The organism is Streptosporangium sp. NPDC001681 (assembly GCF_040298085.1).
GTDB lineage: Bacteria > Actinomycetota > Actinomycetes > Streptosporangiales > Streptosporangiaceae > Streptosporangium.
Genome location: NZ_JBEOZN010000087.1, coordinates 1 through 12,638 on the forward strand (window position 1 = coordinate 1; position 12,638 = coordinate 12,638).

Sequence of the window (12,638 nt, forward strand, 5' to 3'; positions counted from 1 at the left end):
CTGGCCCGCACCTACGACCAGATCGCCCGGCTGCGCGCGAGAGCCAAGCGCCGAGCCGTCGACTGGCAGCACCAGACCACCACCGAACTCGCCGCCACCTTCGGCGTGGTCGTGGTGGAAGAGTTGAAGATTGCGAACATGGTCCGTTCGGCCAGGGGTACGGTCGAGGCCCCCGGCGTGAACGTCGCGCAGAAGGCCGGGCTGAACCGCTCGATCGCCGGGCAGGCATGGGGCCGGACGGTCACCTTGCTGGAGTACAAGACCTCCGAGCGGGGTGGTCAGGTGGTGAAGGTTCCCGCGTGGGGGACCTCGCAGACCTGTCACCGGTGCGGCCACCGCGACCCGGCGGCCCGGGACGGGATAAGGTACGCCTGCGCCAACTCCGCGTGCGGTTGGGTCGGGCATGCCGACACCAACGCCGCGATCAATATCAAGAACGCCGTCGGAACGCCGGTGTCAGGACGTGGAGACCTCGGGGTTACCCGGTCCGCGAAGCGTCAACCCCCGCGCGCCGCTTAACCGCGACGCGACGGGAGAGTCTCCGGCCCCAGGCCGGGGAGGAGTTCAAAGTCCGAGATACCTGCTCTTCGCCGTTCCCGCCATGGTGCTGCTCGTGGGGGCGGGCCTGGACGCCCTGCGGCCCCGGGCGTCGGCCTGGGCCGGACTGGTCCTCGTCGCGGCGTTGACCGTCCCGGCGCACCTGACGATCCGCGAGCCGGACACGCGCCCCGACGATCTGCGGAGCATGGCGGCCACGCTGCTGGCCGAGCAGCGCCCCGGCGACGCCGTGCTGTATGTGAAGGAGAACTGGCGCCTGTTCGCCGCCGTGTACGGGGACGCGTACCGGAACCTGCGCGATCTCACCTACGCTCCCGGCCAGACCGCGCCGAGAACCGCCGCGCAGTTCACGACCGCCCTGGACGGCGTCGAGCGGGTCTGGGTGGTCACCGGCGGCAGGAGGCGCCAGAACAGCGCCTTCGTGGAGGAGGACGAGCGCTATCTCGCCCTCATGGGCAACCGTGATTTCGTGCTGAGATCCACCGATGATTTTGGGTATTCGTGGATCGGCCTCTATGTCCGCAGGCCGGCCTGCTGCGGTGCCACCGCCTCGCCCGGCGCGAGCCGGTAAGGCGTTCCTCCGCGGTGACCTCGGCGGGCAGGAAGGTCAGGAGATCAGGCCGGGCAGCAGGGTGACGGTGCCCGCGAGGTAGGTGCCGAGCTCCGGGGGGACGAGGTTGATGGCGGAGATCTCGGCCGGATCGAGCGGGAGCCGCACCACCTCGTAGTGGCCACGGGCGGGATCGTCGAACTCCGGGCCGCAGCGCAGGGCGAGATCCATCGAGACCAGGCGGCAGCCGTAGACGTGCTGGGTCTTGATCCCCTCGTCGCGCACGCATTCCAGGGTGGTCAGCGGGGTGACGCCGGAGACCACGGCGCCCAGCTCCTCCATGACCTCGCGGTGCAGGGTGTGCTCCAGCGAGGCGTCCTCGGGCTCGACATGGCCGCCGGGGACGGACCAGTAGAGCTCCTTACCGGGGACCGTACGCCGGAATACCACCAGCCGGTCGTCGTCGAGGAGGACGGCGCGAACACTCGGCACGTCAGACATGGGCCCATTGTGTCACCGACCCGGTGACGCGATCCGCATCCGGGCCCCGGGGAGGCGGGATTTCCGTACGGCATGGGCGGCCGTTCACCTTTGGGAGAGAGGTTTCGGCGTCCTGAGCCTTTGATTCGTCCCATGTCTCGCCGAAGCCCGGCAGAGAGGGTGCCGCCATGACGGTCAGCCCAGATCGGCGAGTTCCCCGCCCTTGATCATCCCGAGGAAGAAATCCCACTCGGACGGGGTGAAGGACAGCACCGGACCTTCGGGGTCCTTGGAGTCACGGACCAGGACGAGCCGGTCGGCGTCCGGGGCGGTCTCGGCTCCGGCCTGGGGGGTGTCGGATGAATGCCGCCTCCGCTTCGAGCTGGATGTAAGTGGCGTAGTCGCTCGGTAGCGAGCTTGCATAGGCGTCCCACCACCCCTTCATGCGCGCTGTTCGCGCCAGCGCGTGCAGGGCAGGCCGCGTGCCCTCGTCGAGTTCATATAGATCGAGCAGGCGAGTGAGGTCCGGGGATGTGACCCCGACTCCGGCCGTACCCCCGGTGGCCGGGTCACCATTGCCGTCGCCCGCCACAATGGAACGCTCCACATCGACGTCATCGACGCCGGATCAACCGCCGGACAGCGGCCTCAGGTCTGCCCGGACACCGACCCCGACAGCGGCGGCGGACGCGGTCTCTGGCTCGTCCAGCAACTCTCCTCGGCCTGGGGCTGGTACGAGACCCCCGCCGGGCGGGTCGTCTGGTTCCAACTGGCCTGCCGGTGACCCCATGATCCTCCGGGGCCACTCAGCAGGCATCCAGACCTGTTCTCGCGGTCTGTCTAGTGGTGGTCCCTGCGCAGGCGTTTGAGGTCGGAGCGTTGTTTCTTGGCGGTGATCCGCCGTTCGATCGCGCCCCTGCTCGGTTTGGTCGGGCGGCGCTTCTTGGGGGGCGGGGCGATCGCCTCGCGGAGCAACTGGGCCAGGCGCATCTCGGCGGCCTCGCGGTTGCGCAGCTGGGAGCGGAACTCCGAGGCGGCGATGGTGATCACGCCGTTCACCAGGCGGGAGGCGAGGCGTTCGAGGGCACGGGCCTTGAGGACGTCTCCGAACGCACCGGTGGCGGCCAGGTCGAAGCTGAGCTCGACCCGGCTGTCGGTGGTGTTGACCCCCTGGCCGCCGGGGCCCGAGGAACGGGAGAACCGCCAGCCGAGCTCGGCCTCGGGGACCGAGACCGAACCGCTGATCTGGAGCGGACCGGGCATGGCGGTGACTTCCTTCTCACGGGGGGTGTGTTCTCAGGGTACCGAGGAGTGACAAGCATGGATCAACTGGTTTTATGCCCCGTTTCTCGATGTGCGATGAGCTTTGAAGCGGTACACGGTTGATCTTCCGTCTCTTGAGGCTGCTCCCGGATCGGAGAAACCGCAGGCCGCACTGGGTCGGCGATCACCATGACAGCCGCACCGACTGAAACTTTCACCGGCGGTTGACGCGCGTGGCGCCAGCCCACAAGATCATGGTGCCTCCCTGGTCAGGAGGGGGCGTCGACTGGATTCCGCTACCTATGACTGAGGTGTGCCGATGCCCAAAGTCCCGTTACGGGTCGCGTCCGCTGTCCTGCTGACGCTGGCCGCGCTGAACGTTCCCACCGCGTACGCCGCCGACGACGTCACCCCGGTCACGGTGACCGTCAACGCACGTGCCGCACTCGCCACCGTCCCCGAAACCGGTATCGGCGCCAACCATGCGATCTGGGACAGCCAGTTGGGCACCGACGAGACCGCGGACCGGCTCAAGGACGCGGGCGTGAAGCTGCTGCGCTATCCCGGCGGCTCCTACTCCGACATCTACCACTGGGCCGACCACACCGCTCCCGGCGGCTACGTGGCTCCCAACACCGACTTCGACACCTTCATGCGCGGTGTGCGGCGCACCGGGGCGCAGGCGATGGTGACCGCCAACTACGGCACCGGCACCGCCGCCGAGGCCGCCGCCTGGGTCCGCTACGCCAACGTCACCAAGTCCTACGGCGTCAAGTACTGGGAGATCGGCAACGAGAACTACGGCAACGGTCACTACGGCGACCCCTGGGAGGCCGACGAGCACGCCGACAAGAGCCCGGCCGAGTACGCCCGCCACGTCGTCGCGTACGCCGATGCGATGAAGGCGGTCGACCCGGACATCAAGATCGGCGCGGTCCTGACCACGCCCGCCAACTGGCCGGACGGGCTGGTCGCCGGTGGCGACGAGGGAACCTGGAACAAGGTGGTCCTGTCGATCGCCGGACCGAAGATCGACTTTGTGATCCTGCACTGGTACCCCGGCGCCTTCGACAGGGCCGGCCAGGTCCCCGACATGATCCATCTCACCCGCCGGCAGATCACCGAGTACGCGGGACCCGGGTCGGAGCGGATCGGCATCTCGATGACCGAGTTCAACACCGGGACCAGCAGCAACGGCACGAACACCCAGCCCGGTGCGCTCGCCGCCGCCGACGCCTACGCGACGCTCCTCGCAGGCGGCGTGTTCACCGTCGACTGGTGGAACACCCACAACGGCATCGGCAAGGTCACCCAGGTCGAGGGACAGACCGACTACGGCGATTTCGGCCTGCTGTCGAGCGGGACGTGCACCTCCGACGGCAGCGTGTGCGAGCCGGCGGTGAACACGCCCTTCGCGCCGTACTACGCGCTGCGGATGGTGAGCGCGTTCGCCCGGGCCGGCGATCGGTTCGTCGGGGCCGCCAGCGATCAGGCGAAGGTCAGCGCGCATGCCGTCCGCCGTCCCAACGGCGATCTGGCGGTCCTGTTGATCAATACCTCGTCCGACACGTCGCTCCCCGTCACGATCGACTATTCCGGCTTCAGCCCGGCCTCCGGGGCGCCGGCCGTGCTGACCCACACCAACGGCGCCACCGACCTCGCCGGCTCGACCTCGGGGAGCGCGACCAGCCGGACGCTGCCGCCGCTGTCGCTGACCACGATCGTGGTGCGCCCCGCCTCGGCCCAGACCGGGCTGCCGGGCGCGCCGGGGCAGCCGACGGTCTCGAACGTGACGGACAAGACCGCCGTGATCTCCTGGCCGGCCGCCTCCGCCGGGACGCGTCCGATCGTGAAGTACGAGGTCCACCGCCACAACGGAGCGGTCGGCGAGCAGCTCGGTGAGACCGCCGGCAATTCCTTCACCGTCGGCAACCTCAAGCCGGGCACGCGCTACACGGTCAACGTGATCGCGCGGGACAGCGGCGGCGGTGTCTCGCCGGCGTCCTCGCCCCTCACGTTCACGACCGGCACGCCCGCCTCCAGTTCCTGCGCGGTCCGGCTGAGTGACCAGTCCGACTGGGGCAACGGCTATGTCGGCGCCATCGACATCACCAACAACGGCGCGCCGATCAACGGCTGGACCCTGAACTTCAGCTGGCCCAGGACGTGGCAGAGCCTGGGCAGCGGCTGGAGCGCCGTCTGGACGCAGAACGGCTCGAACGTCAAGGTCGTCAACGAGCCCGGCAACGGCTCGCTGCCCACCGGCGCGTCGACCACGATCGGCTTCGTCGGCAACTACAGCGGCCCGAACGTCCTCCCCGCCGTCTTCACCCTCAACGGAACCGTCTGCACGACGCGGTGACACCCTCAGGGGCCGTCCCGCGCGGACGGCCCCTGACACGCTCACGGTGTGGCGAGAACGGATCAGAACGGCTCGGCCGGGAGCACGGGGGAGTGACCGGCCGAGCCGTCCCGGCCAGGAGCGGTGTCGCGCCTGCTCCTCCCTTGGTGACGTGGCACCGTGGCCGAAAACCTCGCCCGTGCAGCTCAGGCGGCATGTGAGTATTCCTGGAGGACCCTGCCGAGCCGCATGGGTGTCCTCGTCCAGGTGACCGGCCGCGCGCTCGCTGGAGCCGGGTGCGAAAGTCGGCGAGCGCCTCCGCGAGGTCGGCCGTCGGCGGGTGGCGGCTCACTTCACTGCTCATTCTGTGTCGACGACCGGGTGGGCCGGACCACCGATGGATGTAGAACCTTGCGCGGGCCGGCCTTGAACAGTCGGGCCGGTCGCGGACTTCCGCGCGGAACCGGCCGCGACGATGAATCCATCGGTCTCCTGGACCTTGCGATAGAAGTTCCTGGGATCGTGCCGGATCCCCCGTACCGCCTCGTACACCTCCTAAAGATCGGTGATCGTGAAGGTCGGCCCGCAGAACGCCGTCGCGAGTGCGGAATGCTCGAGCTTGACGCGGGCCCGCTCCACCGCGCGGGTGAGGTGGCGCGGTGGGAGGAGATGCCTGAGAGAGTGGATCGGCAGGGAAGGGGGCGTACCCTCCCAATGATCGTTTGAGATCTCACCCGCGGCTCGTGGTGATCGTCTACGAGTCCGGCCTGGTCGATCCGCCGGCTACGGGCGCTGAGGTTTCCAGGGGGAGGAGACGCCAGCAGTGAAGGCAGGCGGGGACGCCGCTGCGAGCCGGGCGTTGGCGTCCGCGAACGGGAACGTGGCTGCGAGCGCGTGCCCAGGCGAGGGCGGTGAGCCGGGCGCGGGCCGCATGGATGCCCGGTGGGTGGCGTGGGCGCGGGGGGTATCCGCCGTGCTGGCCGTGCTGTCGGTGTCGCTGACCGTGGCCGGCACCGCGATCCAGTTATCGGTGCCGAAGGAGTGGGCGCCGTGGCCGCCCGCGGCGCCTGACCACGGCGCGGGCCTGACGTTCCCGCTGATCGGCGCGTTCCTGATCGCGTACCGTCCCCGCCTGAAGCTGGCCTGGCTGATGTGTGTCGGCGGCCTCGCCTGCGCGGTCAATGTGATGATGACCGGGCTGCAGTTCATGCAGGCGTCGGCCGGCGATCTGGAGAGCGCGGGGTGGCTGCGCATCCTGGCCGTCGCGGGCTGGACGGTCGGGGGTTGCGCGCTGGGGATCCTCATGCCGCTGCTCTCACCGGACGACCGCCTGCCCTCCCGCCGCTGGCTGCCGGTGGCGATCGCCGGTGTGGCTGCGACCGTCATCGACGGCGTGCGCAACATCGTGCGGCCGACGCCGCCCGCGAGCACGTACCGCTGGCCGGAGGTCATTCCGAATCCGCTGGCGATCGAGGCCCTGGCTCCCTACCACACGGTGTTGGTGCGCTCACTGGCTCTGCTGATCAACGCCTGTGTGGTGCTTGCTGTGCTCTCTCTGCTGGTACGGCTGCGGCACGCGGCCTCGACGGCGCGCAGGCAGATCGCCTGGCCGCTGATCGCGTTCGTCGTCTATACGCTGTTCCTGCTGCTCGGCGAGGACTACTGGCTGCCGGTGACGATCTGGACCGGGCTGATTCCGGTGGCGATCGCGTTCGCGGTGCTGCGATACCGCCTGTATGGCATCGACACCGTCATCAGCCGGACCGTCATCGCGGTCGGCCTGATCGTTGCGGTCGGTGCGGTGTACTTCGGCACCGGCGCCCTGGCCGCGCTGCTGGTGTCGGGCTACGACCAGGTGGCGGGACTGACCGCCGCGCTGGTGGCAGGCGCGTTCTTCCAGCCGCTGCGCACGCGCCTGCGCCGCCTCACTGACGTGATGCTGTACGGCAAGCACGGCCGGCCCGAAGAACTGGCCAGGAGGCTGGCGCGCGAGGTCGCCGAGACCGAGCCGGTAAACGCGCTGGCCGCCGTCACGGCGGTGGCGCACGACGGTCTCGGCGTTACCGGCGTCGCCGTCGAGGTCGGTACGGCGGGCATGCGGGTGGAGCTGGGCGTGGCCGGGCCGGACCCGCGCGTCGTGCCGCTGGTGTGGCATGGCGAGCCGGTCGGCCGGATGCTGATCGGGCCGCCCGGACCGCGCCGCTTCTCCGCCGCCTACACCGAGCGGCTGATCGGGGTGGCGACCCTTTACGTTGCGGACGTCGCGCACGCCGTGCTGATGGTGGCCGACCTGCAGCGTTCCCGGGAGCGCATCCTGAGCGCACGCGAGGAGGAGCGGCGCAGGCTCCGCCGTGACCTGCATGACGGCCTCGGCCAGGCGCTCACCAACATGTCGATGTCACTGAACATGGCCCGGCTGCGCCTGCGCGAGGTGCCGTCCTCGGCCGACCGGATGCTGCGGGACTTGCGCAGCAGTATGGAGGCGGTCAGCCAGGAGGTTCACGAGCTGGTCTACGGCCTGCGCCCGCCCAGCCTGGACGACCTGGGCCTGCTCGGGGCGGTGCGCGCGCTCGCCGCGGAGCCGGGGCCGCCCGTCCAGGTCGAGGTGGAGGGTGAGACCCGCGACCTGCCGGCGGCGGTGGAGGTGGCGGCGTACCGGATCGCGCAGGAGGCGCTGACCAACGTGCGCAAGCACGCCGACGCCACCTGGGCCACCGTCACGCTGGCCCGCTCGGAGCACGCGCTGGTCGTGCGGGTGTGCGACGACGGCAAGGGGCTGCCCGGGCACCGGCGTTCCGGCGTCGGCTTCGCCTCGATGCGCGAGCGCGCCGCCGAGCTGAGCGGCACCTGTCTGATCACCCAGGCCCTCGCGATCGGCACCGACGCCGGGCCGGGGACGCAGGTGGAGGCCATGCTCCCGCTTCCCGGATGCTCCGCTGCCAGGCCGGCAGGCCACGGGTGATCCGTGGTGTCGACGCCGACGGCGGCCGGTCCGTGAAGGTCCGGCCGCCGTCGGTCTGACGGAGGGCTACTTCCAGGTGTCGTTGCTGGTGTGGGTGCCGTTGGCCGGGGTGGTGAAGGTCCGGTTGGCGGCCTCCTGTTCCACCACGGTCGCACCGTTCTTGATCAGGTACTTGTAGGAGACCGCGGTGGAGGCGGGCAGTTCGGCGATGGTCTTGTAGGTACCGTCGCCGTTGGCGGTCAGCGCGACCGAGTTCGCGGTGCTGCCGCCGCCGAGGGCCGGGATGTTCCCGACGACGTGCAGGGTCTGCCCGGATTCGAGGTCGGCGGTGACGTTGAAGGTTGTCGCGATCTTGGTGATGTCCGCCTTGGCGTTGACGTGGATCGCGACCGCGTTGTTGGCGGGGATGGTCACGGTGGCCTGGCCGCCGGAGACCGTGATCTTCGTGCCGGTGCAGCCGGTGGTGGTGGCGGCAACGGCCCTTCCATCCTCGATCGCGCCGGGCCGCGTGGCGCGCGGGGTCGCCGTCGGACTCGACGCCTCGGGCGCCTGCTTGTTCGAGAAGGGGGTCAACGCGGCAGTCACCCGGTGCCGAGTCGCCACTGATCACCAGATCTCAGGTGGAGTCGCGCTCGACCAGGGCATGGGTCCACAGGGCGAGGCGGGGCCGCCTGGTCGTGCCCTCCTTGACGAGCTGGTCCAGGGTCTGGGCGAGCACGGCCGGGGCGTTGGTGACGTCGAGGCGGACGGTGGTCAGCCGGGGCCGCAGCAGCTTCGCCAACGGCAGGTCGTCGCAGCCCACGACCGCCACGTTGCCGGGAACGGAGAGCCCGTTGTCGGCGAGCACCGCCATCAGCAGCATGGCGTACTCGTCGTTGTAGGCGAACACGCCGTTGATGCCCGCGGTCCGCCACACGTCCAGCCGCGCGGCGGTCGCGGTCTCGGAGAAGGCCAGATCCACCCGGGTGTACGGCACGCCGCGGGCGGCGGCCACCCGCTGCACGCCGGCCGCCCGGAGCAGGCCCATGTCGCGCAGGCCGTCCTCGGCCGGGACGATCGCGGTGAGGGTGCGACTGCCGCGTGCGAGGAGGTGTTCGGCGGCCATGGCCCCGATCCCCTCATGGTCCATGGTCACGGTGGAGACGATCTCGGAGGACCAGCCCACGACGCCGATGCCGATCACCGCTCTGATCCCCGCCGAGCGCAGTACGTCCACGGCCTGCCGGGTCAGCCGCCCGGCCGGGGCGAGGACCGCGACCGGGCGTAGCCCGGCCCAGGCGCGGGCGGCGGCCACGCCTTTCAGGCGGCGCGCGCCGTACTGGATCATGGTGTATCCGAGCTGGCTGAGCTCGCGGTCCAACTCCTCCATCAGGCCGACGGCGAGCGGGCCGTACGGGACGTCGGCCAGCGGCACCAGCACCAGTCCGCTGTGCCCGGTCCGCAGCGTCCGGGCTCCGGCGTGCGGCACGTACCCGAGCCTGTCGGCGGCCTCTTGGACGCGCGCCCGCGTCTCGTCGCTGATGCGCGCGCCCTCGCGGTTGTTGAGGACGTACGACACCGTCGCCTGAGAGACCCCTGCCTCACGGGCGACGTCGAGACTGGTGGGTGGCTTGGCGGACATCGAGTCCATTCTGGATCATCGCGAGTTCGTTAAGACCGAAGCCGCGCCCTTGTCGCCTCGCGAAGGCGATGCTATCAACTGCTTATACGTATAAGCGAGCCCGCCGGCGGCGGGGTGACCTGCGGGGGTGCCATCTCTCGTCGGCGCGGCCGCCGTCCTGTTGATCACGTCTGTGAAGGAGTCCAATGCTGCACACTCGCGAATGGGGCCGCGGCGACCGGGTCGCCGTGCTGATCCACGGCATCATGGCCGACTCCCGCTGCTGGTGGCGGGTAGGCCCGGCGCTGGCCGAGCGTGGCTACCGGGTCGTCGCGGTGGACCTGCCCGGCCATGGCGAAAGCCCCCGTGCCGAGGAGTACACCCCCGAGCTGTACGCCTCAAGCGTGCTGGAGTCGGTCCCGGCCACACCCGAACTGGCCATCGGTCACTCACTCGGCGGCCTCACCCTGTCGCTCGCGGTCGAACGGCTCAAGCCGGGCAGGGCGATCTACTCCGATCCGGCGTTCCGCATCCCCCGGATCGACGGAGTGGACTTCGGTGCGATGATGGCCGCGGCCAAGGACCAGACCGTGGAGATGGTGCGGCAGGTCCATCCCGGCTGGTCCGCCGAGGAATGCGCCCTTGAGATTGAGATGCTGGCCAGGTGGGACCCGGCCACCGCGATGGCGCTGAACTCGTTCGCCGGCTCGGACTTCACGCCCGAACCGGTGGTGCCGTCACTGGTTCAGCAGGCCGACCCGAGTGAGCTGATCTCCCCGGAGGCGGCCGAGGCCCTCATCTCCAAGGGCTTCGAGGTGCGCGTGGTGAAGGGCGCCGAGCACACGATCCATCGCCACCTGTTCGAAGACTTCATGGCCGGTCTCGATGGCTGGATCTAGATCTTTCCGACACGGCTGCTCGCGCCGCTCGCCGCGGCGTCCGTCATCGGCCTGAGCGGCTGTCCGGCGCTCGTCGTCGTCGCCATCGTGGCGGAGCCGGCCGTGCTCCCCGTCAAGTCCGTCCGCTGATCCGTACCGCTCCGCGCCGGACGCGAAAACTCGGCCGGGCGGGGAGCACGACGAGTCCAGGGGTCTTCCGGTCGCTGGCCCGGAGGTATGAGACGAGCGCGCGGAAGCTCGCGGACGAGGTCCTGGGCGAGCTGTCCCCCTGGCCGTGACGCGTGCGCGGCCCCGCCGTCCGCGCCGCGCGTCCGGACCGCCGACGTCAGAAGACCGGATCGGTGTGGACCCGCTCGCCCTCGACGTAGGTGGCCAGCACCGTGGTCTCGGCGATCTCGGTGGCCGGAATCGAGAAGGGGTCGCGGTCGGTGATCACCAGGTCGGCGAGCTTGCCCTTCTCGATCGTGCCGGTCCGGGTGTCCAGGTGGTTCACCCGCGCCGTGCCGATCGTGTAGGCGGCCAGCGCGGCCGTCAGGCTCAGACGCTGTTCCGGCAGGAACACCTTGGCGCTCTCGCCGGGGACCGTCCGGTTGACCGCGACATGGATGCCCAGGAACGGGTCGGGGCTGCTGACCGGCCAGTCGCTGCCCGCCGCGAGCGGAGCGCCCGTGCGGGCCAGCTCCCCGAACGGGTACTGCCAGCCCGCCCGTTCCGGGCCGAGGAACGGAATGGTCAGCTCGTCCATCTGCGGCTCGTGCGCCGCCCACAGCGGCTGCATGTTCGCGGTGATCTCAAGAGCGGCGAAGCGCGGCACGTCGTCGGGATGCACGACCTGCAGGTGCGCGATGTGGTGGCGGAGGTCGTTCATGCCGTTGGCGGCCCGCGCCGCCTCGAACGCGTCCAGGGCCTCGCGGGCCGCGCGGTCCCCGACGGCGTGCACGTGGACCTGGAAGCCTTCGGCGTCCAGGCGGGTGACGTACGCGCGCAGTGCCTCCGGATCGACGAAGCTGATCCCCTGATTGCCGGTCCCGCATCCGCAGCCGTCCAGATAGGAGGAGGTCATCGCGGCGGTGAAGTTCTCCGCGACCCCGTCCTGCATGATCTTGACGCTGGTGGCGCGGAACCGCCCGGTCGTGCCTCTGCGCGCGAGCAGTTCGGGGATCTGCTCCTCGCCCCCGTCGCGGTCCCACCACAGCGCGCCGATCACCCGGGCGGTGAGCAGCCCGGACCCGGCCGCGGTGAGGTAGGCCCGCTGCACCGCGGGGGTGACCATGGCGTCCTGCCAGGCGGTCACGCCGACGGAGTGCAGCCGCCGCTGACCGGCCCGCAGGGCGGCCAGCATCATGTCCGCGGTCGGCTCGGGGACGTGCCGGGCCACCAGGTGCGACGCGCCTTCGTGGAGCGTTCCCTGCGGGGTGCCGTCGGCCTCCCGCTCGATGCGCCCGTCGACGGGGTCCGGGGTGCCGGCGTCGACGCCGCACAGCTCCAGGGCCCTGGTGTTGACCCAGGCCCCGTGGCCGTCCCGGTTGATCAGATGGACGGGCCGGTCGGGGACCACCGCGTCCAGCAGGTGCCGGCTCGGCGTTCCGCCCGGAAACCATTCCATGGACCAGCCGCCTCCGCTGATCCATTCGGCCTCGGGGTCGGCCTCGGCGTAGGCGCGGACGGCGGCGACGGCCTCATCAGCGTCCTCGGCGTCGTGCAGGTCGCACCGGATCATGGTGAGGCCGGCCAGGACGGGATGCACGTGGGCGTCCTGGAACCCGGGGAGCAGGGCGCGGCCGGCCAGGTCGACGACCTCGGTGGCCGCGCCGATCAACGGCCGGACGTCAGGGTCCTCGCCGACGGCGATGATCCGGCCGGCGCGGACGGCGACCGCCGTGGCGGTGCGGGCGGCGGGTCCGAGCGTGTGCACCGGACCGCCGCGGAGGACGAGGTCGGCGGGGACGGTCATGCGGATTCTCCTTGAGATGAGATCAGGGGGT

The 12,638-nt window shown here is 70.5% G+C and carries 12 protein-coding genes; 6 read left to right on the forward strand and 6 right to left on the reverse strand.

Features of this window, described 5'->3' with window-relative positions; genetic code table 11:
* Both ABT130_RS31720 and ABT130_RS31725 read left to right on the forward strand, forming a co-directional pair.
* Positions 1-519: RNA-guided endonuclease InsQ/TnpB family protein (locus ABT130_RS31720; RefSeq protein ID WP_350961581.1), on the forward strand; the 519-nt coding region annotated here is incomplete at its 5' end.
* Between the two features lie 82 nt (positions 520-601).
* Complete coding sequence (locus ABT130_RS31725; RefSeq protein WP_350919630.1) at positions 602-1,129, forward strand: hypothetical protein; 528 nt, start codon at positions 602-604, stop codon at positions 1,127-1,129.
* A 36-nt stretch (positions 1,130-1,165) separates the two neighbouring features.
* Here ABT130_RS31725 and ABT130_RS31730 read toward each other — a convergent pair whose 3' ends face one another.
* The gene (locus tag ABT130_RS31730) at positions 1,166-1,609 is read right to left on the reverse strand and encodes an NUDIX hydrolase (protein WP_350919627.1); all 444 of its coding nucleotides are present in this window, start codon (positions 1,607-1,609) and stop codon (positions 1,166-1,168) included.
* Between the two features lie 174 nt (positions 1,610-1,783).
* A complete protein-coding gene (locus ABT130_RS31735) occupies positions 1,784-2,011 on the reverse strand; it encodes a DUF397 domain-containing protein (RefSeq protein WP_350919624.1) in 228 nt (75 codons plus the stop codon).
* 82 nt (positions 2,012-2,093) lie between these two features.
* Here ABT130_RS31735 and ABT130_RS31740 point away from each other — a divergent pair, with 82 nt between their 5' ends.
* Entirely contained in the window at positions 2,094-2,372 is a 279-nt protein-coding gene (locus tag ABT130_RS31740) for an ATP-binding protein (protein WP_350961649.1), read from the forward strand.
* 56 nt (positions 2,373-2,428) lie between these two features.
* Here the strand turns inward: ABT130_RS31740 and arfB are convergent, their stop codons facing one another.
* Entirely contained in the window at positions 2,429-2,851 is a 423-nt protein-coding gene (gene arfB / locus ABT130_RS31745) for an alternative ribosome rescue aminoacyl-tRNA hydrolase ArfB (protein WP_350961584.1), read from the reverse strand.
* A 319-nt stretch (positions 2,852-3,170) separates the two neighbouring features.
* Between arfB and ABT130_RS31750 the strand changes: the two genes are divergently transcribed.
* Both ABT130_RS31750 and ABT130_RS31755 read left to right on the forward strand, forming a co-directional pair.
* Positions 3,171-5,213, forward strand: a complete 2,043-nt coding sequence (locus ABT130_RS31750) for a cellulose binding domain-containing protein (RefSeq protein ID WP_350961586.1) — start codon at positions 3,171-3,173, stop codon at positions 5,211-5,213.
* A gap of 925 nt (positions 5,214-6,138) precedes the next feature.
* Positions 6,139-8,154 carry a sensor histidine kinase gene (locus ABT130_RS31755; RefSeq protein WP_350961588.1) on the forward strand — a complete coding sequence of 672 codons (2,016 nt, stop codon included), beginning with the start codon at positions 6,139-6,141 and terminating at the stop codon, positions 8,152-8,154.
* A 66-nt stretch (positions 8,155-8,220) separates the two neighbouring features.
* On the opposite strand, the gene ABT130_RS31760 is transcribed toward ABT130_RS31755, so the two are convergent.
* Together ABT130_RS31760 and ABT130_RS31765 are read right to left on the reverse strand one after the other, a co-directional pair.
* A complete protein-coding gene (locus ABT130_RS31760) occupies positions 8,221-8,727 on the reverse strand; it encodes a carbohydrate-binding module family 20 domain-containing protein (protein WP_350961590.1) in 507 nt (168 codons plus the stop codon).
* A 43-nt stretch (positions 8,728-8,770) separates the two neighbouring features.
* Positions 8,771-9,775 (reverse strand): LacI family DNA-binding transcriptional regulator, encoded by a 1,005-nt coding sequence (locus tag ABT130_RS31765; RefSeq protein ID WP_350961593.1) that lies wholly within the window; start codon positions 9,773-9,775, stop codon positions 8,771-8,773.
* Between the two features lie 185 nt (positions 9,776-9,960).
* Between ABT130_RS31765 and ABT130_RS31770 the strand changes: the two genes are divergently transcribed.
* On the forward strand, positions 9,961-10,653 hold the full coding sequence (locus ABT130_RS31770) for an alpha/beta fold hydrolase (RefSeq protein ID WP_350961596.1): 693 nt from the start codon (positions 9,961-9,963) through the stop codon (positions 10,651-10,653).
* A gap of 325 nt (positions 10,654-10,978) precedes the next feature.
* Here ABT130_RS31770 and ABT130_RS31775 read toward each other — a convergent pair whose 3' ends face one another.
* The gene (locus tag ABT130_RS31775; RefSeq protein ID WP_350961598.1) at positions 10,979-12,607 is read right to left on the reverse strand and encodes an amidohydrolase; all 1,629 of its coding nucleotides are present in this window, start codon (positions 12,605-12,607) and stop codon (positions 10,979-10,981) included.
* Positions 12,608-12,638 lie beyond the last annotated feature (31 nt).